At 57.1% G+C, this 21,952-nt stretch carries 17 protein-coding genes and 1 other RNA gene; 11 read left to right on the top strand and 7 right to left on the bottom strand.

Going from position 1 to position 21,952, the window contains the following annotated elements; translation table 11 throughout:
• Positions 1-17 precede the first annotated feature (17 nt).
• The gene (locus B348_RS0107575; protein ID WP_017735534.1) at positions 18-320 is read right to left on the bottom strand and encodes an RnfH family protein; all 303 of its coding nucleotides are present in this window, start codon (positions 318-320) and stop codon (positions 18-20) included.
• Entirely contained in the window at positions 313-747 is a 435-nt protein-coding gene (locus tag B348_RS0107570; RefSeq protein WP_017735533.1) for a type II toxin-antitoxin system RatA family toxin, read from the bottom strand. The genes B348_RS0107575 and B348_RS0107570 overlap by 8 nt, the downstream gene beginning before the upstream one ends.
• 166 nt (positions 748-913) lie before the next feature.
• On the opposite strand from B348_RS0107570, the gene smpB reads away from it, so the two are divergent.
• Complete coding sequence (smpB, locus tag B348_RS0107565; RefSeq protein WP_014719962.1) at positions 914-1,396, top strand: SsrA-binding protein SmpB; 483 nt, start codon at positions 914-916, stop codon at positions 1,394-1,396.
• 38 nt (positions 1,397-1,434) lie between these two features.
• On the opposite strand, the gene B348_RS0107560 is transcribed toward smpB, so the two are convergent.
• A complete protein-coding gene (locus B348_RS0107560; protein WP_017735532.1) occupies positions 1,435-2,202 on the bottom strand; it encodes a GntR family transcriptional regulator in 768 nt (255 codons plus the stop codon).
• 262 nt (positions 2,203-2,464) lie between these two features.
• Here B348_RS0107560 and B348_RS0107555 point away from each other — a divergent pair, with 262 nt between their 5' ends.
• The 8 genes from B348_RS0107555 to B348_RS0107525 all read left to right on the top strand — a co-directional run bounded on the left by B348_RS0107555 (position 2,465) and on the right by B348_RS0107525 (position 16,128).
• On the top strand, positions 2,465-4,159 hold the full coding sequence (locus B348_RS0107555; protein WP_017735531.1) for a lactate permease LctP family transporter: 1,695 nt from the start codon (positions 2,465-2,467) through the stop codon (positions 4,157-4,159).
• Between the two features lie 70 nt (positions 4,160-4,229).
• Positions 4,230-7,040, top strand: a complete 2,811-nt coding sequence (locus B348_RS0107550; protein WP_017735530.1) for an FAD-binding and (Fe-S)-binding domain-containing protein — start codon at positions 4,230-4,232, stop codon at positions 7,038-7,040.
• Between the two features lie 136 nt (positions 7,041-7,176).
• Positions 7,177-7,455, top strand: coding sequence for a hypothetical protein (locus B348_RS0107545; protein WP_017735529.1), 279 nt, complete (start codon positions 7,177-7,179; stop codon positions 7,453-7,455).
• A 104-nt stretch (positions 7,456-7,559) separates the two neighbouring features.
• Positions 7,560-7,956, top strand: a transfer-messenger RNA (tmRNA) gene (gene ssrA / locus B348_RS1000000130750).
• A gap of 173 nt (positions 7,957-8,129) precedes the next feature.
• Complete coding sequence (locus tag B348_RS0107540; protein ID WP_023109106.1) at positions 8,130-9,335, top strand: integrase arm-type DNA-binding domain-containing protein; 1,206 nt, start codon at positions 8,130-8,132, stop codon at positions 9,333-9,335.
• Positions 9,336-9,475: 140 nt separating this feature from the next.
• Positions 9,476-14,380, top strand: coding sequence for a type ISP restriction/modification enzyme (locus tag B348_RS0107535; RefSeq protein ID WP_023109107.1), 4,905 nt, complete (start codon positions 9,476-9,478; stop codon positions 14,378-14,380).
• A 360-nt stretch (positions 14,381-14,740) separates the two neighbouring features.
• Positions 14,741-15,073 carry an AlpA family transcriptional regulator gene (locus B348_RS1000000132180; RefSeq protein ID WP_306341803.1) on the top strand — a complete coding sequence of 111 codons (333 nt, stop codon included), beginning with the start codon at positions 14,741-14,743 and terminating at the stop codon, positions 15,071-15,073.
• Positions 15,073-16,128 (top strand): AAA family ATPase, encoded by a 1,056-nt coding sequence (locus B348_RS0107525; protein ID WP_017735525.1) that lies wholly within the window; start codon positions 15,073-15,075, stop codon positions 16,126-16,128. The genes B348_RS1000000132180 and B348_RS0107525 overlap by 1 nt, the downstream gene beginning before the upstream one ends.
• A 144-nt stretch (positions 16,129-16,272) precedes the next feature.
• On the opposite strand, the gene B348_RS0107520 is transcribed toward B348_RS0107525, so the two are convergent.
• Together B348_RS0107520 and B348_RS0107515 are read right to left on the bottom strand one after the other, a co-directional pair.
• Complete coding sequence (locus B348_RS0107520) at positions 16,273-17,106, bottom strand: hypothetical protein (protein ID WP_023109108.1); 834 nt, start codon at positions 17,104-17,106, stop codon at positions 16,273-16,275.
• Between the two features lie 128 nt (positions 17,107-17,234).
• Positions 17,235-17,810, bottom strand: a complete 576-nt coding sequence (locus B348_RS0107515; RefSeq protein WP_017735523.1) for a recombinase family protein — start codon at positions 17,808-17,810, stop codon at positions 17,235-17,237.
• Between the two features lie 226 nt (positions 17,811-18,036).
• On the opposite strand from B348_RS0107515, the gene B348_RS0107510 reads away from it, so the two are divergent.
• Together B348_RS0107510 and B348_RS0107500 are read left to right on the top strand one after the other, a co-directional pair.
• Complete coding sequence (locus tag B348_RS0107510; RefSeq protein ID WP_017735522.1) at positions 18,037-19,011, top strand: hypothetical protein; 975 nt, start codon at positions 18,037-18,039, stop codon at positions 19,009-19,011.
• Positions 19,012-19,559: 548 nt separating this feature from the next.
• Entirely contained in the window at positions 19,560-19,925 is a 366-nt protein-coding gene (locus tag B348_RS0107500; protein ID WP_017735521.1) for a hypothetical protein, read from the top strand.
• A 369-nt stretch (positions 19,926-20,294) separates the two neighbouring features.
• Here the strand turns inward: B348_RS0107500 and mobI are convergent, their stop codons facing one another.
• Complete coding sequence (gene mobI / locus B348_RS0107495; protein WP_014754508.1) at positions 20,295-20,756, bottom strand: conjugative transfer protein MobI(A/C); 462 nt, start codon at positions 20,754-20,756, stop codon at positions 20,295-20,297.
• Positions 20,757-21,166: 410 nt separating this feature from the next.
• Positions 21,167-21,748 carry a hypothetical protein gene (locus B348_RS0107490; protein WP_017735520.1) on the bottom strand — a complete coding sequence of 194 codons (582 nt, stop codon included), beginning with the start codon at positions 21,746-21,748 and terminating at the stop codon, positions 21,167-21,169.
• Positions 21,749-21,952 lie beyond the last annotated feature (204 nt).

Raw genomic sequence — 21,952 nt, 5'->3', positions numbered from 1 at the left:
CCTGCCATTTGGCAAGCCTAGGAATTCTGCTGCCTGGCCAACGCTGCCTTGGCAGCACGCAACCGACGCACCTCCTTTGGGTCCGCCAGCAAGGGCCGATAGATCTCAATCCGATCTCCCGCTTGCACAGCCCGAACCTCAGGGTCCGCAACCACCTTGCCAAATATCCCCAACGGGCATTCCGCCAGCACCACTTCAGGAAACTGCGCCGCGATCCCCGATGCCTGCACCGCCGCCCGCAGGCTGGTGCCCGACGGCACCGCCACCACTCGCAAGACCTGGCGATCCTCGGCGGCGTACACCACTTCAATCTCAACCATGCAGTTGCTTGGCACGCTGGCAGAACGCGTCCACCAGGGTATTGGCCGCCTGATTGAACAAAGGACCCAACGTCGCGCGCACAAGCGGCCCCGCGTAATCAAAGGAAAGATCCAGGCTGATCTTGCACGCCTTGTCAGTCAACGCCTTGAATACCCACACACCGTGAAGCTGGGTAAACGGCCCTTCCTGCAGATTCATTTCGATGGACTTCCCAGGCACCAGGACATTGCGCGTAACAAAGTGCTGGCCAATCCCGCCCTTCGCCACGCCGACACTGGCCACCATGTGTTCATCACTGCTCTCCAGCACCTCGGCGGCCGAACACCACGGCAAGAATTCCGGGTAACGCGCCACGTCGTTGACCAGGTCATAGAGCGCCTGCGCCGGATAGGGCAGCAGGGCCGAACGTTGAATGTGCGTCGTCATGTGAGCGTTATTTCCACTGCTGAGGCAAACATCGCGAAACAACAGGCCGATCCGCGAGAGAAAAAAACCAAAGAACTGCCCGTATTGTCCGGGATTCATCCAACACGCTCAAGCACGCAGGTTGACCGTAGCCGACACGCTCGCAACTCCCTATAATGCCGCCCCTATGGCTAAACAAAAGAAACACCCCACAGGGACCATCGCGCAAAACAAAAAGGCGCGACACGATTACTTCATCGAACATCGGTTCGAGGCTGGCTTGGTCCTGGCCGGCTGGGAAGTAAAGAGTCTGCGTGCCAGCAAGCTGCAACTGGTTGACAGCTACGTGCTGCTCAAGGATGGCGAGGCGTGGCTGCTGGGCAGTCATATCACCCCGCTGACCACCGCGAGCACCCACGTGATTGCCGACCCGGTGCGCACACGCAAGCTATTGCTCAATGCGCGCGAACTGGAAAAGCTCGCCGCTGCCGTACAGCAGAAAGGCTATGCCTGCGTCTGCCTGTCCTGGTACTGGAGCAAGCACCTGGTCAAGTGCGAAATCGCACTGGGCAAGGGCAAGAAGGAATACGACAAACGCGATACCGAGCGCGAACGCGACTCCAATCGCGAGCTGCACCGCGCCGTGCGCAACAAAGGCAAGGAAGAATAGTCCTTGCCGCGCTGTAGCCTTGGGTGAGTCACCCTTGGCTACATGCCTTTGCGCCGCTCTGCCCGCGCCACACGCTGAACCTCCTGACGCACTTCCTCCAAGACTTCCTGCACATACTGCAAATGACGTGTGGAGACTTCGCGCGCCTCCTCCGCCCGCCCTTCGATAATCGCCAGGTACAAATCCCGGTGCTGATTGATCAGCATGTCGCGGGTTTCCGTACGCTGTTGATACATGCCACCGATATTGGTCACCACATTGCGCTTGAGCAAATCGAACAGCCCACGAATGGTATGCAGCAACACGGCGTTATGACTGGCCTCGGCAATCGCCAGGTGAAAGCTCGCATCTGCCGCGCCTTCTTCCGCGCGACTGACCTCATCGACACGCGTATAGCAATCCTGCAGCGCCTCAAACGCCGCAGTCAGCCGTTCACGATCAACCTCGGTGGCACGCAACGCCGCGTAATAGGCGCATGACGCTTCAAGGGTCTGGCGAAACTCCAACAGATCACGTTGCGCCTCGGGATTGTTTTCCAACAGGTGCAGCAACGGATCGCTGAACGTAGACCCCAACGAATCAACAACGTAGTTCCCCCCGCCCTGGCGACTGACCAGCAAGCCCTTGGCCGCCAGCTTCTGGATCGCCTCACGCAACGACGGGCGCGACACACCAAACTGCTCCGCCAGTGCGCGCTCGGCCGGCAAGCGCTCGCCCGACTTCAGCGTGCCCTCGAGGATCATGCCCTCAAGCTGCTCGACAATATCGTCGGACAAACGGCGCTGACGCACCTGATCAAACCCCATAACTCACTCTCCACCATCCCGACCACTCGCCGGGCCCTCTATTCTCGCCTATCGCAGCGCTTGCAGCACCTATCAGAGCACCCTGGATTTAGCCGATCAGATCCCCTCACCCACCGACCTACGACCAAAGTTTCGCGGGCGGCAAATTGACACACCACCCCGAAGACTCTTAACCTAGCCAACAGCGATTGTAAATTGGTATTACCAATTAACCAAGCTAACAAAAAAATGCATGACCAACAACAATTAGGGGCCACCCCATATGCAAACCTGGCAACAGCTCTACAGCCCTCTCGGCAGCCTCGGCCTGTCCGCACTGGCCGCCGTTATTCCCATCGTATTCTTCTTTCTGGCCCTGGCCGTGTTCCGCCTCAAAGGCCACGTGGCCGGCAGTATCACCCTGGCCCTTTCGATCCTGGTGGCGATCTTTGCCTTCCAGATGCCCGTGGACATGGCGCTCGCCGCCGCCGGCTACGGTTTTGCCTACGGCCTGTGGCCCATCGCGTGGATCATCGTCGCTGCCGTATTCCTCTACAAATTGACCGTCAAGAGCGGCCAGTTCGAAGTCATCCGCAGTTCGGTCCTGTCGATCACTGACGACCAACGCCTGCAAGTATTGTTGATTGGCTTCTGCTTCGGCGCCTTCCTCGAAGGTGCTGCCGGCTTTGGCGCCCCCGTGGCCATCACCGCCGCGCTGTTGGTGGGCCTGGGTTTCAACCCGTTGTACGCCGCCGGCCTGTGCCTGATCGCCAACACCGCACCAGTGGCGTTCGGCGCCCTGGGCATCCCGATCATCGTTGCTGGCCAAGTAACCGGCATCGACGCGTTCAAGATTGGCGCCATGACCGGCCGCCAACTGCCGCTGCTGTCGCTGTTCGTACCGTTCTGGCTGGTGTTCATGATGGACGGCCTGCGCGGCGTGCGTGAAACCTGGCCGGCCGCACTGGTCGCGGGCCTGAGCTTCGCCATCACGCAGTACTTCACGTCCAACTTCATCGGCCCGGAACTGCCGGACATCACCTCGGCCCTGGCCAGCCTGATCTCCCTGACCCTGTTCCTGAAAGTCTGGCAACCCAAGCGCACCGCAGGCGCACAGATTGCCGGCGCGACCACCAGCGCCGCCGTGACCGCCAGTGCCGGCGGCTTCGGTCTGCCGCGCAGCACCGTGGCATCGCCTTACAGCCTGGGGGAAATTTTCAAGGCCTGGTCGCCGTTCTTGATCCTGACCGTGCTGGTCACCATCTGGACCCTCAAGCCGTTCAAGGCCATGTTCGCCGCTGGCGGCTCGATGTACAGCTGGGTGTTCAACTTCGCGATCCCGCACCTGGACCAACTGGTGGTCAAGGTGGCCCCGATCGTGACCAACCCGACCGCGATTCCAGCCGTGTTCAAACTGGACCCGATCTCCGCGACCGGTACAGCGATTTTCTTCTCGGCGCTGATCTCGATGCTGGTGCTGAAAATCGACATCAAAACTGGTCTGACCACTTTAAAAGAAACCTTCTACGAGCTGCGCTGGCCGATCCTGTCCATCGGCATGGTGCTGGCCTTCGCCTTCGTCACCAACTACTCCGGCATGTCGTCCACCATGGCGCTGGTATTGGCCGGCACGGGCGCAGCCTTCCCGTTCTTCTCGCCTTTCCTCGGCTGGCTGGGGGTTTTCCTGACAGGCTCGGACACCTCGTCCAACGCCCTGTTCAGCTCGCTGCAAGCCACCACTGCGCACCAGATCGGCGTCAATGACACCCTGCTGGTCGCGGCAAACACCAGCGGCGGCGTGACCGGCAAGATGATCTCGCCGCAATCGATCGCCGTGGCCTGCGCAGCCACCGGCCTGGTCGGCAAGGAATCGGACCTGTTCCGCTTCACGCTCAAGCACAGCCTGTTCTTTGCCACCATCGTCGGCCTGATCACCCTGGCCCAGGCCTACTGGTTCACCGGTATGCTGGTGCACTAAGGCCTGCACGCAATAGAGTAAGAATCGACGCCGGACCACGATTCCGGCGTCAGCTATTTCTGGAGGACCGATGAGCCTGCCTGCTGCTTTCCTGCACGACGTCGCACACCTGATCCCGAACGATCGGCGCTTCGACGACCCGCTTTCCACCCTCGCATTCGGCACCGACGCCAGCTTTTACCGATTGATCCCACAGTTGGTTATCCGCGTGGAGTCAGAAGACGAAGTCGTCGCCCTGCTGCAACTGGCCCAGCGCGACCGCGTGCCCGTGACCTTCCGCGCAGCCGGCACCAGCCTGTCTGGGCAAGCGATCAGCGACTCCGTGCTGATCGTCCTGGGTGATAACTGGAACGGCCGCGAAATTCGCGGGCAAGGCACGCAGATCCGCCTGCAACCCGGCGTCATCGGCGCCCAGGCCAACGCGTGGCTAGCGCCATTCGGACGCAAGATCGGCCCGGACCCGGCGTCGATCAACGCCTGCAAAATTGGCGGCATCGTCGCCAACAACGCCAGCGGCATGTGCTGCGGCACGGCGCAAAACACCTACCACACCCTCGCGGGTATCCGCCTGGTATTGGCTGACGGCAGCCGTCTGGATACCGAAGATGCGGCCAGCGTTGCGGCCTTTCGTGAACAGCAGGGTCCACTGCTTGAACGCCTGGCGACACTCGGTCACGAGACGCGGGCAAATACTGAATTGGCGGCCAAGATCCGCCACAAATACCGTCTGAAAAACACCACCGGCCTGTCCCTCAACGCCCTGGTGGATTTCGATGACCCGCTGGACATCCTCAGCCACCTGCTGGTGGGCTCCGAGGGCACCCTGGGGTTTATCAGCGCCGTGACCTACGACACGGTGATCGACCACCCGAACAAAGCCTCCGCACTGATTGTGTTCCCGGACGTCGAGACGTGCTGCAACGCAGTGACAGTGCTGAAAACCCAACCAGTCTCCGCCGTCGAGCTGCTGGATCGGCGCAGTATGCGTTCGGTGCAGAACAAACCCGGCATGCCCGCATTCGTACAGCACCTGTCGGAAAACGCCTGCGCACTGCTGATCGAATCCCGCGCCGCGTCGTCATCGCTACTGCAGGAACAACTGGCACTGATCATGGCGTCACTGGCGGCGTTTCCAGTAGAAAAACAGGTCGACTTCACTGAAGACCCGCTGGAAAACGCGCGCCTGTGGGCCATCCGCAAAGACACCTTCCCGGCCGTCGGCGCCGTGCGTAAAACCGGCACCACGGTGATCATCGAGGACGTGACCTTCCCAGTCGAACAACTGGCCATCGGTGTAAACCGCTTGATCGAACTGTTCGACAAACATCACTACGACGAAGCCATCCTTTTCGGACACGCCCTGGAAGGCAATCTGCACTTTGTGTTCACCCAAGGCTTCAACAGCGCGCAAGAAGTCACACGCTACCAGGCGTTCATGGATGACGTGGCACAGTTGGTGGCCGTGGAGTTCGGCGGTTCGCTGAAGGCCGAACACGGCACCGGCCGCAACATGGCGCCGTTTGTCGAGCTGGAATGGGGCAGCGATGCCTATCAGCTGATGTGGCAACTCAAGCGCCTGCTCGACCCCAACGGCATCCTCAACCCGGACGTGGTCCTCAGCGAGGACCCGCAAATCCACCTCAAACACCTCAAGCCGCTGCCCGCCGCCGACGAGCTTGTGGATAAGTGCATCGAGTGCGGGTTTTGCGAGCCGGTGTGCCCGTCCAAAGGGCTGACGCTAAGCCCGCGCCAGCGCATTGTGATCTGGCGCGACATCCAGGCGAAACAACGCGCCGGCATCGACACCAGCGAACTGGAAGCGGCCTATCACTACCAAGGCATCGAGACGTGCGCCGCCACCGGTCTATGCGCCCAGCGCTGCCCTGTAGGAATCAACACCGGCGACCTGGTGAAAAAGCTGCGTAGCCGCGACGCCGACCGTACGAAAACCGCTGAATGGTTGGCCACCCATTTCTCCACCGCACTGCAAGGCGCACGCTTCACCTTGCACGTAGCCAATGGCGCACGGATGCTCTTGGGCGCGCCTCGCCTGGCGAAGCTGTCAGCCACGGTCACCAAACTGTCCAAGGGGCAGATCCCGCAGTGGTCCAACGCCATGCCGCAACCGGAAAAAGCCATCCGTTTCAGCCCTCCCGTGACCGACGAGCGGCCACGCGTGGTCTACCTGGCCGCCTGCGTCTCACGCGCCATGGGCCCGGCAGCTGGGGATAAAGAGCAGATGTCGCTGTACGACAAAACCCGTGGCTTGCTGGAAAAGGCCGGCTATCAAGTCGTCTCCCCCGACAACCAGGACAACCTCTGCTGCGGCCAGCCCTTCGCCTCAAAAGGCTATGCCGAACAAGCCGAACACAAGCGCCAGGAACTGATCGGCGCGCTGCTCCACGCCAGCCGTGGCGGCCTGGACCCGATCTATTGCGACACCAGCCCCTGCACCTTGCGCCTAGTGCAAGACCTGGGCAACACACGCCTGGACCTTTACGACCCCGTGCGTTTCATCCGCACCCACCTGATGGATCGCCTCGACTTCACACCGCAGGAAGCCCCCATCGCCGTCCACGTGACCTGCAGCACCCAACACCTGGGCGAAAGCCAGGCCCTGATCGACCTGGCCCGACGCTGCGCAAAAACCGTGGTCATCCCGGAAGGAATCCATTGCTGCGGCTTTGCCGGCGACAAAGGCTTTACCACGCCGCAACTCAACGCCCACTCACTGCGCTCCCTCAAGGACGCCGTGCAATATTGCAGCGAAGGCATCTCCACCAGCCGCACCTGCGAAATCGGCCTGAGCCAGCATGGCGGCATTGATTACCACGGGCTGGTCTACCTCGTGGACCGCGTCACCCAGGCCCGCGCCCACTGAGCCAGCAAAAAAACCGAACCCCTGCGCGCCCACGCAGTCATCTGCATAGGCCTCGGCGAACGAGGCCCCTCAGTGATGTCGCTGGCAGCCCGTGAACGCCAGCAGCGTCGAGCCCTTTTGCGCAAGGAGATACCCTATGAAGCGTTCCGCTCTTGCTGGCTTGTTCATCACCGCTGCGATGCTGGCCTCCCCCGTTTTCGCTGCCGGTGACAAAGACCTGTGCGAGATCAATCTCAACAAAATCAACGACGGTAAAGCGACACTCGCCACCGACAGCACTGGCAAAAGTGGCGAGATCGACACAGCCGTCGCGTCGGCCAAGGCTGCCCATGCCGCAGGTGATGACAAAAAGTGCATCGAGATCACCTCCAAGGCCCTGCAGGATCTGCAGAACAGCGAGAAAGGCGGCCAATAGGCGCCTCACCCGCTCGAGGCCAACCTTCGGGTTGGCCTTCCGTGACGGTTTGGCGTACACTGCACAGGCTTGTCACTCACTATGAAACAACGAGTTACAAGCACGGGGCCGTTTAGGATTCGACGCCGGTTGCGAAACTTTAGGTGCATGCCGAGTTGGTAACAGAACTCGTAAATCCACTGTTGCAACTTCTTATAGTTGCCAATGACGAAAACTACGGCCAGGAATTCGCTCTCGCTGCGTAAGCAGCCTTAGCCCTGAGCTTCTGGTACCTTCGGGTCCAGCAATCACCAGGGGATGTCTGTAAACCCAAAGTGATTGTCATATAGAACAGAATCGCCGTGCAGTACGTTGTGGACGAAGCGGCTAAAACTTACACAACTCGCCCAAAGCACCCTGCCCTTCGGGTCGCTGAGGGTTAACTTAATAGAAACGGCTACGCATGTAGTACCGACAGCGGAGTACTGGCGGACGGGGGTTCAAATCCCCCCGGCTCCACCATTTAGTCTTCCCAGGAAGACCCAGAAAAGCCGTAAAGCCTAGAGAAATCAAAGCTTTACGGCTTTTTTCTTGCCCGCGTTTTCCCACCTGATCCCAGGGCATCCCACAGTTGACGGGGGCATATATGGGGGCATAAAACGCTCATCAGCTCGCTCGGAGAGGATGTGCCCCCAATGCCCCTGAAAGACACCAACTGCCGCAACGCTAAGCCCCAGGACAAGCCCTATCGGCTATACGACGAACAGGGTCTGTACCTTGAAGTGCAGCCCAACGGAGGCCGTTACTGGCGCTTGAAATACCGTTTTTTGGGAAAGGAAAAACGCCTGGCTCTTGGTGTTTACCCTGAGGTCGGCTTGCAGGAAGCTCGGCGCAAACGTGATGACGCTCGCGTCCAACTTGCCAGCGGCCAAGATCCTTCGCTGCAAAGACGCATGGCCAAGGTGGTCAGCCAACTTGATCACCAGCACACTTTTGAATCGGTTGCCACGCAGTGGCTCAATATTCGCGAATCCTCCTGGGACCCGGAGTACACCCGGACTGTACGGCAGCGCCTTGAGCTCAATGCCTTCCCCTGGCTGGGAAAACTCCCGATTAGCAGCATCAGCACGCCCATGCTGGTCGAAAACCTCCAGCGCATTATCAAGCGCGGCGCTCGCGAGACGGCGCGTCGTGTTGCCCAGATCTACAAACAGATTTTTGAGTTCGCCGAAGCTGCCGGCATCACCCCGCCCAACCAGATAGGGAATCTCTCACGGACGCTCCCAGCCAAGCGGGTGAAACACTTTGCTGCCGTGACCGATCCTGAAAAACTCGGGGCACTGCTCAAAGCACTGGATAGCTACACGGGAACAATGCCTGTTTGTTGTGCACTCAAACTGGCCCCATTGCTGTTCTGCCGGCCCGGTGACCTGCGCCACATGGAGTGGTCGGAGGTCAATCTGGATGCGGGCGAGTGGTTGATTCCCGGCCACAAGATGAAAGGGCTCACTGCCACCAAACAGGATCGGCCGGATCATTTGGTTCCTCTCAGCCAACAAGCAATCGCGGTTCTGCGCGAGCTGAAACCACTCACCGGCAGACATCGGTACGCCTTCCCCTCGGCACGAGGAGGCGACCGGCCGATGTCCAACAATGCAGTACTCAGCGCGTTACGCCGCATGGACATCAGCGGCGACGAAATGACTGGGCACGGCTTTCGTGCGACAGCGAGAACCATAGGCGCTGAGGTGCTGGGGTTTCGCCCCGATCTTCTGGAGCATCAGCTTGCTCACACGGTAAAAAATCCGCTGGGACGTGCGTACGATCGAACCACCTTCTTGCCGGAGCGGCGTGAAATGATGCAGATCTGGGCCGACTTTTTGGACTCGATAAAACGCTGAATGCAAGCGCCCCCATCAGCCAGCAAGCCTTCAAGCTAATACGAGCACTATCTTATCGCTCCAGTACTGGCTGAATTGCTAAACTGCGCCGATTTGGCGCCTGTAATGCGCCAGGCGCAGTCCAAAAGGAATTCCTACCGATGTCAGCCTTATCAGCTTTGCTGAATACCTACCGCAGCGCTTCTGTCACCGAACGCGAAAAAGGTACTTACTTCGAAGAGCTGATTTGCACTTACCTCCGCAACGAAGCCACCTACCGTGACCTTTACGACAGAGTATGGACGTATGCGGAGTGGGCGAAGGAACAAAGCCTCAGTGGCAAGGATGCGGGCATTGATTTAGTGGCTCGCACCCAAGGCACCGGCGAGTACCACGCCATCCAGTGCAAGCTGTACGCCGAGGACTACAAGGTCCAGAAGAAGGACATAGACAGTTTCTTCACCGCCTCGGGCAAGGCACCGTTCTCGCACCGCTTCATCGTCGCCACCACCAACAACTGGAGCGAGCACGCTGAGGACGCGTTGCAGGGCCAGCAGCCTCCGGTCAGTAAAATCGACCTGCAAGCCCTGGAAGACAGCCAGATAGACTGGGCCAAGTACCAGCCCAATCAGGCAGTCGCTCTCAAGGCCAAGAAGCAGCTGCGAGAGCACCAGCAAACCGCGTTGAATGCCGTGGCCGCTGGCCTCAAGGACGCAGAACGCGGCAAGCTGATCATGGCCTGCGGCACCGGCAAGACCTTCACCAGCCTGAAAATTGCCGAGCAGCAGGCCGGTAAGGGTAAGCGTGTACTGTTCTTGGTGCCCAGCCTGTCGCTGCTATCGCAGACCCTTACCGAATGGACGCAGGAAAGCGCAACCCCGCTCCACAGCTTTGCCGTCTGCTCCGACAGCGACGTTGGCAAGAAGCGCAAAGCAGAGGATGACGCGGTTCAGGTGTTCACCCACGAGCTACGCTACCCAGCCACCACTAAGGCAGATCGCCTCGCAGCGGAAATGCTCAAGCGCCATGATGCCGAGCACATGAGCGTAGTGTTCTCCACCTATCACTCCATCGACGTGATCAGCCGTGCCCAGGCTGATCATGGCCTGGCCGCTTTCGATCTGGTGATCTGCGACGAAGCGCACCGCACCACGGGCGCCACCTTTGGCGACGATGACGAAAGCAACTTTGTGCGCGTTCATGATGCCGACTACATCCGCGCCACCAAACGTCTGTACATGACCGCCACGCCGCGCATCTACGGTGACAACGCGAAGCTCAAGGCCGAGTCCGGTGAAGTCACCCTGTGCTCGATGGATGACGACGCGCTCTACGGCAAAGAGCTGTTCGTCATCAACTTCTCCGAGGCCGTTCAGCGGGGCCTGCTCACCGATTACAAGGTGCTGGTACTCACCGTCGAGGAGAGCACCATCAGCCGGCGCCTTCAGGAGATGCTGAAGGACGAGAACAACCAGCTCAAGGTAGACGACGCCGCCAAGATAGTCGGTTGCTGGAAGGCGCTGGCCAAGCAGGGATTGGCCGAAAACCTGGTGGGTGATGATCAGCCCATGAGGCGCGCTGTAGCTTTCTGCCAGGTCATCTCGCCCAACTACAAGGGCACCAAGCACAAGGTCAGCTCGATCAACATCGCCAGCATGTTCCAGTCGGTGGTGGAGGCTTATCAGGAGTCAGAAAACATCGATGAGGCCTCACGCATCATCTGCGAAGCCGCACATGTCGATGGCGGCATGAACGCCAGCGCCAAGGAAGCCAAGCTCAACTGGCTTAAGGAAGAACCGCCAGCCAACACCTGCCGCATCCTCAGTAACGTGCGCTGCCTGTCGGAAGGTGTGGACGTACCGGCGCTTGACGCCGTGCTCTTCCTCACCCCGCGCAATTCCCAGGTCGACGTTGTGCAATCGGTGGGCCGGGTGATGCGCAACGCACCGGGTAAAAAACGCGGCTACGTGGTGCTGCCCGTGGTCATTCCGGCCGGCATGGAGCCCCACGAAGCGCTTAATGACAACCAGACCTACAAAGTGGTCTGGCAGGTGCTTCAGGCACTGCGTTCGCACGACGACAGCTTCGACGCCATGGTCAACAAGCTCGACCTGATCGGCTCTGACCCGCGCAAGATGGAAGTCATCGCCATCACCGACAAGGCCGATAAAAAAGCCAGGAAAACTAGCGGCACCAGCAACGGCCAGGCAGGCAAAGGCCAGTACGGCATTGGTGAGAAACGCGCTAAGTACGATGTCGAAGGCCAGATGACCCAGCAGGCGGAGCTGGCCTATGAGGTGGGGGAAATCGAGAAGGCCATCTACGCCAAAATCGTCGACAAGTGCGGCAACCGCCATCACTGGGAAGACTGGGCAAACGACATTGCCAAGATCGCCCGCACCCATATTGACCGCATCCAGGGCATCTTGGAGAACCCGGCCAACATCCAAGAAAAGGCTGCCTTCAACGCCTTCGCCGCCGAGCTGCGCGACGACCTCAACGACAGCATCAGCGATGGCGAGATTGTCGAAATGCTCGCCCAGCACCTGGTAACCAAGCCGGTATTCGATGCGCTGTTTGACGAGTACAGTTTTGCCAGCAACAACCCCATGTCCAAGGCCATGCAAGGCGTGCTGGACGCGCTTCATGAGCACCACCTGGCCAAGGAAGCTGACACCTTGGAGAAGTTCTACGCCAGCGTGCGTCAGCGCGCTGCCGGCATCAACAACGCCCAAGGCAAGCAGAAGATCATCGTCGAGCTGTACGACAAGTTCTTCCGCAACGCCTTCCCCAAGATGACCGAGCGCCTGGGTATCGTTTACACCCCGGTCGAGGTGGTGGACTTCATCCTTCACAGCGTCAACCACCTGCTGCAACAAGAGTTCGGTCAGACCCTGGGCAGTAAGGGCGTCCACATCATCGACCCCTTTACCGGCACCGGTACTTTTATCACCCGCCTGATTCAGTCAGGTCTAATTAAACCGGAAGAGCTGCCGCATAAGTACAAGAATGAAATCCACGCCAACGAGTTGGTTTTGCTGGCCTACTACATAGCTGCCATCAATATCGAAGCTGCCTACCACGGCGAAGTAATCGATGAGTACGCGCCGTTTGAAGGTATCTGTCTGACCGACACCTTCCAAATGTACGAGAAAGACGACCTGGTGGACGCCCTGTTGGAGGACAACAGCGCTCGGCGTAAGCGTCAGAAGGCGCTGGATATTCGGGTGATTGTGGGTAATCCACCGTATTCGGCGAAGCAGGATAGCGGTAATGACAACAATGCTAATTTGGCCTATCTCAATCTCGATTCCTCCATTCGTGAAAGTTATGCTGCGCGCTCAGCTGCGACCAATAAAAACGCCTTGTACGACAGCTACATTCGAGCTATTCGATGGGCCAGTGATCGTATAGGGGGAGCAGGCATTATCGGATTTGTAACCAATGCGGGGTTTGTTGAATCCAACACAGCAGATGGCGTTCGCAAGTGTTTGGTGGATGAGTTCTCCAGCCTCTATGTGTTCCATTTACGTGGTAATCAGCGCACAAGCGGCGAAACCTCCCGCAAGGAAGGTGGCAAGATTTTCGGCAGTGGCAGTCGCGCCCCTATCGCAATCTCATTGTTGGTCAAGAACCCTCAATCACCGGCTCACGGTCAGATTTATTTCCACGATATTGGTGACTATCTCAGCCGCGAGGAAAAACTAGAGCTGATCGCCAGCTACGTCAGCGTGGAAGGCATTAGGAATTGGCAAACCATCACCCCGGATGAGCACGGTGACTGGCTCAAACAGCGTGACGACAGCTTCAACCATTTCATAGTTTTGGGCGATAAGGAGGACAAATCAGCACCGAGCTTGTTTGAGAACTACTCACGAGGAGTTGAATCGGGACGAGACGTTTGGGTTTACAACTCAAGCAAAATCGCTGTGGCTGAGAATGTCAGCGATATGCTGGCCGTCTATCACAAAGAGGTGACGGCTCTCACCAACGCCGATCTGAAAGGAACAAAGAAAGATCGGATTGCCCAAGCTGTTCAATTGGTTTGTAACGACCCCACAAAAATTAGCTGGACAAGTAGCTTGTTAGCCGATGCGGCGAGCGGTATTCAGCATAGCTTCGATGGCGATGCTCTATGTCATGCCCTCTACCGACCATTTACCAAACAGTGGCTGGTTTATGATGCGTCTGTTATTCATCGAGTAGGCCAGATGCCACGAATTTTTCCAAGATCGCCTAGTCAGAATATAGGAATTTGTGTTCCTGGCTTAGGCGGGGATAAAGGATTCTCGGCACTAATAGTTAATCGTATTCCGGATCTGAATTTGGCTCCAGGCATGGGGGGATACCAATGCTTCCCCCTCTACCTCTACGACGAAGCCCCCCACCCCGCAGAGAACGATCTCTTTTCCAAGTCAACTGAAGGTGGCTTGCGCAGCCGCAATGCAATTACTGACACCGGCCTTGCTCATTTCCAAGCAGCCTACCCTGGCGAGCAGATCAGCAAAGAAGACCTGTTCTACTACGTCTACGGTATCCTCCATTCCCCGGACTACCGCGAGCGCTTTGCCGACAATCTGAGCAAGGAGCTGCCGCGTATCCCGGCAGTGAAGAACGCCGTCGACTTCTGGGCGTTCAGCAAGGCTGGCCGTGCCCTGGCCGAGCTTCACCTGAACTACGAAACCGTCGAGCCCTACCCGCTGACCATCGAGGCCAAGAGCACGCTCACCGACGCAGATTACCGCGTGGAGAAGATGAAGTTCGCCAAGAAGGGCGACAAGAGCGCCGTCATCTACAACCACCGCATCACCCTCAAGGGCATCCCTGAGGCGGCATGGGACTATGTGGTCAACGGCAAGGCCGCGTTGGACTGGGTGATGGAGCGCCAAGCCGTGCGCACCGACAAAGCCAGCGGCATCGTCAACGACGCCAACGACTGGGCCGTGGAAACCATGGGCAACCCCAAGTACCCTCTGGAGCTGTTCCAGCGCGTGGTCACTGTTAGCCTGGAAACCCAGAGAATCGTCAAGGCGCTGCCCAAGCTCGATATCGCTACAGATAACTAGTTGAGCCCGATAAACGCTGAGCTCTCAGATAACCACTGCCCTGGTTGGGCACCCTTTCCCAACCAAGGCAGAGCACTGCTGATTGCCAGCCCGGCACTCTCATGTTAAAAAGTCTCCGTCCCAAGCGATCCCTATCGATCCGCAAAGGTCCGCCACGTCGCCTTGGTAACGACGTTAAAAACTTTCGCCTCGTTCGCATCCGCTGAACGGGCCGCAGCAACTGCAATTGGTTGATTTGCGTATCTGGCAGAACACTCTCAGTCCGTTGTGCCCCTAGAAGCCTTACGGCCCTAGAATTTCTGTAGCCCACAACGACCTCCGACGCTACCGAACATTAATCTCGGAAACGCGCATATACCTATGCGTGTGGCAAATGCCCCTGCTCGCTATATAGCCAGCCGATATCCGTCTTTTACCCTTTTTAGCAGTAGTGCCGGAGGACGCTGCCTCACGCTTCAGGACCTAGGACTCAAATCTATGGCAATGCACGTTAGCAACTTTGACGACGTCAGCGACGATGACAAAATTCTTCGTTTACGCGATGTCGAGGCAATCGTCGGACTAAAACGCTCAACGATCTACCGCAAAATATCGGAGGGCCTTTTCCCGCGACAACGTCTTTTGTGCGGTTCCAGCGTCGGCTGGCGTAACAGCGAAGTCCAGGCTTGGATTCGGCAAAGGGAGGCTTTGTAATGCAGCCCCAAACACCTCAACAGCCAGGCTGGATGGTGGAACTCACAGCAGCGGTCGATATTCCAGTGGAAAAGATCCAGTGGATTTGGCCAGGCTGGCTGCCAAGGGCAAAGCTATCCATTCTTGCCGGCGCTGGTGGGTGCGGCAAAACCACGTTGGCAATCTCGCTGGCAGCCAGGCTTAGTAAAGGAGATGCCTGGCCAGATGGCAGCAAATGTGAGGCCGCAGGCAACGTCATAATCTGGAGTGGTGAGGATGGTATAGCTGACACGATAATTCCTCGCCTTACGGCTGCAGATGCAGACCTAAACCGCGTGCACATTATCGAAGGGCTCAGGGATCAGAGTGGGAATAGGCGACAATTTGATCCTGCAGCCAACTTTGCCCTTTTGAACGAGGCAGCCACACGGATTAACGGCGTTTCATTGCTGATTTTCGACCCACTGATCAACCTCATTCGGGGGGACATGCACCGAGCAAACGAAGTTCGACAGGGGCTACAAATGGTAGTGGATTTTGCAGAGCGGCATTGTTGCGCTGTCCTCGGCATATCTCACCTGAGCAAAGGTACGGCCCAGTCCTCCGCAGCTAATCGTGTAATCGGCAGCCAGGCATTCTCCGCGCTCGCTCGCACTGTACTGGTGGCAGAGAAGGATCAGAATTCAGAAGCCAGGGTGCTTGTCCGAGCCAAGTCTAACGTTTCGATTGATAGCGGGGGGATCGAGTATTTCGTTGAGCCCATCGTTATAGACGAGCAGTTGGAGACAACCTGCATCCGATGGGGAGAGGCCATCGAAGGAAGCGCTGAAGCCATTCTGGCTGCTATCGAGCAAACGAACAGCCCAATACCAGCATCAGCCATTCAAGAAGCGTGCAGCTTTCTGGAGGAGACGTTACAAGCTGGGCCTGTTGCAATCACTGCGTTGAAGTCTCTAGCTGAAGAGTCTTGCATTTCGTGGGCATCAGTTCGTAGAGCTCGGAAAAAGCTCGGTATACGGTCACACAAAACAGGTATGCAGGGCGGATGGGCATTGGGACTGCCCACCTCTTCCTGAAGGTGCTCAACGAATATCGAAGGTGCTCAATACTCGTCTTGAGCGCCTTCGCTTTTATTGAACACCTTCGACTCGCGCGAGAGTCTGTATGACTGATTCCGCAGATAAAATCCCGACACGCCAGTAGCACTGGTCGACCACGAACTACTTCCCAATGAAATAGAGATTGCCGTTCTTGTTGTAAATCGCGGCAGGCCGGAAGTCCTTAGGCCAATTCCGCCCAGGATAGTATGCATACATCCATTCGGGCAGGTGACGAGCAATACCCGCCAGCGCATCCATGCCGTCCTTATCAGCTCTGCTAGCGTCAGCAAATAGTTCGCCTGAGGGATCGGTCAGGAAAATCGGGCCGTAGGCTTTCTCGGCCGAAATGAACGCTGGCGCAGCGCTCGCCGGAGCGTCGAACGGCGCGGGGTTCCCAGCAGCCAAATCTGCAAGCCTGTCGTATTTCTTGCCTGATCCGTCAGCGTACTTAGCCGGCTCATGACGCAACTTTGAGATTTTTCCACCAAAGTATTTTTCTCTCGCATCAAGCCAGGCCGACCTGACCAACGCAGATGCCTCCTTCGGGTTAGACGCGAGTTCCTCAGGCACCCACGCAGCAACCTGGTAGCGATAGACAGGGCCAGCACTGCCACCACCCAGCAAGAATAACCCGACGCCAAGAGAGGCTGCGCCTGCGCTGCTAAAACCAGTTGGAGGCGACACGTATCCCAAACCCGCCGTTGCTAAACCTCCAGAGCTTCCCGAAGATCGCGGCGCGCTCAGGTTATCTACTTCATTCCCGACCATTACCCTTGGAATATCGCGCTGACCATCGATGCGCATGGCTTCCAGAACCAACATGGCATCGGACCATTTTTCGCGAGGAACATCTTTAGGTTCTGGCAACGTTACCTTCGGGGTACTGGAGCAACCCACCAACGCAACCAACAGCAAGGTACCAACGCATCCCTTCACAGAAAAAAGCACCGACATGAAAACGCCCTATTTTTATTCAGTGGTAGTCCGGCACACTTAGAACGCCGGAGATATCCTTCACTTGCCTGCTAGGTCATAGCGCCCAAAATTTTCTGGGCAACTTCAGCGGAAAACAACACCACCACTTAAACGACCGCAGATGATTTCGGCGAACCGACGTAGCGGTAAAGCGTTGTTCGAGAAACGCCATACCGTCGGGCAACATCGGTTACCTGTATCTCAGGATCTCTGAGAAGAGCTCGTATCTCACGCACCTGACGATCATCCAGCGCAGGCTTGCGTCCACCTTTTCTCCCACGGGCACGAGCCGCAGCCAGTCCTGCACGAGTTCGTTCTCGAATGAGGTTGCGCTCAAACTCAGCCAGGGCAGCGAACACGTGAAAAATCAGCTTGCCGGCAGCGCTGGTGGTTTCGATTCGTTCAGTTATGGATTCGAAGGCCACCCCTTCCTGCTCCAAGCTACTGACAATCCCAACCAAGTCAGGCAAAGAGCGACCGAGGCGGTCCAGTCGCCAGACAACCAGAGTGTCACCGTTACGCAGAGCTTTAAGGCAATGCCCCAGCTCCGGCCTGTCCGCCGACTTGCCGCTCATGGTCTCCTCGTAGACTGTTGAGCACCCAGCCAGAGCAAGTGCATCTCGCTGCAGGTCGAGGTTCTGATCATCAGTCGACACTCGGGCATATCCAATCCGCTTTCCCATACGTTTTTCTCTCACTGATTTCGGTACAGGAAAAGTGACAGGAAAGCGGTAAATCCCAAGTCCAAAAGATCAGCTGGAATATGTGTGCCGTAAACGACCGTTTACGGGACGGATGCGCTCGTCAATTTCAGGTGCTGAAAGCGACCGAAAACGAACCACAGGATATTTTTTCTTCCTCAACATTCCCTACAGCAGCTCAGCACCTGAGCTGATTGGAGGAATGACCATGAAGCAGAGTTTCCACCTACATTTTGATCGGGACTTGAGCAAGGCCGGTTCGGCGATCCTCAGGGAGGCAGTCCGGCGCGGCCTCCTCAGCCAACACGAGGCAATGATCCACGACCAGCAGTGGGCCCAGTTTAGTATTTACGCCAAGGAGTCTCATGAGGTGGACATCCTGGAGCTCGTCAATAAAAAACTGGTGCGGCAATACGGCGAAGAACTCTGTATCCAGGTGTACCACGGGAATCTCTCGCAGCAAGGCGCGGCGAACTTGCTTGAGACCGTGTATTCAGTAATGGCCCTTGCAACCGATGGTGGCTGGAAAGTCGCGACAGCTGACGTTGGCGACCGTATTGGCTTTCCTAACCATGCACGGATTACCGTCCCGCGCAGCCTTGATCAAGCGAGGTTCGAGGCAGCTGTAGAAGACGTTCAAACTCGCCTCTCTGAGCACCTGGCGGTGGTGATTATGTTAGTGCGGTATCTGGGCATTTCGCTGCGTGAAGCGTTTTTCTTCGATGCCCGAATAGCTCTGAATGACGCCAAAGCAGACGGATATCATTCGGTAAGTAACGGCAGCGAAGATCCATACGATCACCGCAAAATTAATATCTCAGGGGGCAAGCAGATCGCCGTTTTGGAAACGGCCTCGGCAGTTCAAGGTGTGCGGCACTGTCACCATCCAAGACAAGAAGCATGGCGGATATGGCGGCAAAACAGCCTACCTGCAGCTAAGGAGCTTTTGCTTGCTCATGGGTTAAATTTTGATGATTGCCGCTCAGCGTATGCCTGCGAGCTCTACGAACAATGGGCCGATCATAAAGCTCCGATTCTTGGGGGAAACGCTCCCCACGACGAGGATCTAGAGGCGCGGGATCACGTCGCCTACGAGCTCGGAAATTTACGTATCTGGGAAACTGATGCATACGTCGGTGCCCGAGCCACCCTACTGAAGGAAGCAGCTGGTACCAGCCGCTAAGGCACTACGCAGCAGATTTGGGATTAGATCAGACGCCCTTAAACTTGGCTTACCTCGAGTCAAAGGAGTCAGGGCGTGGATCGTTTTGAATTGTTGGTATATGCGGTACTTGCGGTCATCAGTGCGCTCACCATCACAGGTGCTGTTGGCTACATGGTCGCAGCGTATCTGGACAAGAAGCGTGGCGACGATTGAGTCTTCAGCGGTATGACCAGATACCTGTAACAAACTGTCCGCTGCCTTTTCATCGGCAGCGGGCGCCTACCCGAATCCACCTGCAAGGCATCACTACTGCGATACGCAATATTTGCCACCCAAGTCCATGAGATCAGCGATGACCTTGGCTGGGTAGTCAGTTGCCGCGTCAATGCGAAAATGACCGGAGCGCCGAAGCGCTTAGATCAACGGCATGCTCGCTTCTCGATGTGGCGAATTAGCTTGCCCGGTACGCCATAACCCGTGCGCCGACTCGCAGGCAACATCTGATCTTGGGTTTTCCTAAAACTACCGGAGAGTGTCTAGCGACCTCATCTATCCGGAGCACCACCATGGAATTTCGCCACCTCGGTAACGGGCAGTACTTCCCACCCATTGCACCAAACGGTCGGGTTTACGCCGTACCTCTTGGGCAGGAAACCCAGGTAGAAATTTTCTGCCTGACACCAGTAGGCATCATGGGCGCGGGCGTCCAATCGCACTGGTCAGAAATCGTTGGTTTTTACTACGACGACGAATCATGGGAGATCATCCCGCGCAATTACTCGGGACGAGGAATGCGCTTCCGCAGAGGCCTCTCCTGCATCATGGTGATCGCCGGCAGCGAGGCTCTCACGACCCACATCCAGGGCTACCCCATCCCCATCTGCGTAATGAACCGCATTGCATTCGAACAGCAGCGATGCAGTGAAGGGTAGCGCATCACCGCCGCCATCCGCTGCGCGACACAGGTACCAGCTAGACCGGCACCTACCAATGTTTATTTTATGAAAGTGAAGCCTCTCACTGCTAATACAGATCGCAGTTGGCCAGCAGCCTTGGACGTACGCATCACTGCTAATAGCAAATATAGCCTGTGAACCCCGCATGCACTGGCCTGCTGGCTGGCAGCGAGTAGATTTAGCGCACTACACTGCTTATAGCCCGTAACCTACTCAAGCGCTGCAACATGTCGCACAGGAATTCACTGCTGATACAAGAAAGCCCCGTCAGACCATGCTGCACGGGGCTTTCGGACGCTAAAATCGGTTCAGATCCGTTCGGCACTGCTTATAGGCACTCAGCCTCTACTCTCCCGAATAGAGACCGCCATGATCAAGCGCTTGGTATCTAGACAGTTTCTTTTCATAAGCGACCAACGTCCGACGCAGCTGACGATTCTCGCTGGCAATGCTACGAATCTCAGCAAGACGCTCCTCAACCTGCAAAACCAGGCGGCGGTAAGGGTATTTAACAAACTCGAACGAGGAAGCCGGGTATTTGTGTTTGCCATTGCCCTTGGCAATAGTAAGGGGCGCGAATTTGTTTTTTTGCCCATGCAGTGGCACCAGTTTGCACCAGTAGATCGAGTACGCATTCGGGCTCGTTTGCTTGATTGACACGGCAGCTACAACAGATCTGGCCCCAGTCTTTTTGTACAGCTTCATGGACGCATCCACATAGCTTGTTACCAGGCGTCTCGCGTCCACCAACAACTGCTCATATTGCTGATCCAGCAAGGCGACTATCGCTTGCGGTTCTTTGCTCATGGCCAAGGCTCCAACTGCTTCTAGAGCCCAAATGGTGGCATCTCATCCGGTATCAAAAATTCGCTTTCAGGCGATTTTACCGTCAGAAATTTACGGAAGCGGAGTTGGCAATGCACCGCTGCCGCTCTGCCGCGCGTTAGATGGGCGGCAGATGACGACATTGCAGACGTACAGCAACATTACGTGCAAAGGATGCACAACAGACGACGACGGATGCCCTGGCTCGAGATTGAACAGAATCAACGAATGCCAAAGTGACGATAAGCAGGCAATGGCCAAGAGCTGATCCTTCTGATCGACGGCTTCCGCCCCAAGCCGGATCTTTACCGCTCGCGCTTCGAACATTGCGGTGTTGGTTCGCAAACATTCCCAACCACAAGCAGAATGGCAGTTGCGCAAAACAAAAACGGTTATGACCCGCCTTTCCCGACTGGCGAATGCAAAGTCGTAGGCAGCGCACGGGTAGCACGGAGTTCTTCCGCGATAATGGTCGCCTGCTGCAGAGCGGCACTGTCAAGAAACGAAGCGTTCAGATCGAACGTGATGGCATCGTCGTCGGAGCTTTCCTTTATCGCATAGGGCCCGAAGAGGATGTCGTTGCTTCCCTCAACATGGGGCTGGAAACGTGACAGGGGATTACGACTGTCGTTCCCATTGTGTATCGCTATCGCGGAACCATTGTCGCTATACATGGTACGCAGAACGGAGGGATCGCGCTTGCCGCTAATCCATTGCCGGGGCGTGACAGGATCGCCGTCCATTACTAGGGGCACGCGCAAGAGGTAAATTACCTCGTCCGCGTCCTCGAGCCTACTGAACGCAGCATCATAGTCCGGCTGCCTGCCCAACACGCAGTCGATGTCCACCTGTATGTCGAAGAAGGCCACTTTGCCGGCATTCGCTCGCACGTCATAAAGGAGATCCAGAAGTTTTGGGCTACCTTGGTCAGCCGCGGTAGGGCAGAACGTGTACCAGCCGGAAATGACGGGCATCTCAACACCTATCACTGCTGGCGTAATAGCTGGCTCTGCCTGGCTCGGAATTGCTTTCTGGGAACTGTTTGCTGCCGGGGATGCCACAGAGCCTGACACTTCTGCTCCAGGAGGAGGTGCGCTGTCAACTGCAGGACCCTCATGCAACAAAGCCCATAATCTAGGCTTTGTACGAAAAGTATTGCCGCATGCAACGTAGGCTGC

It is taken from the genome of Pseudomonas sp. CBZ-4 (assembly GCF_000346755.1).
Classification (GTDB): Bacteria; Pseudomonadota; Gammaproteobacteria; order Pseudomonadales; family Pseudomonadaceae; genus Aquipseudomonas.
The sequence above is the reverse complement of the archived record's forward strand: the minus strand, read 5'-3'. Positions and strand labels throughout refer to the sequence as shown.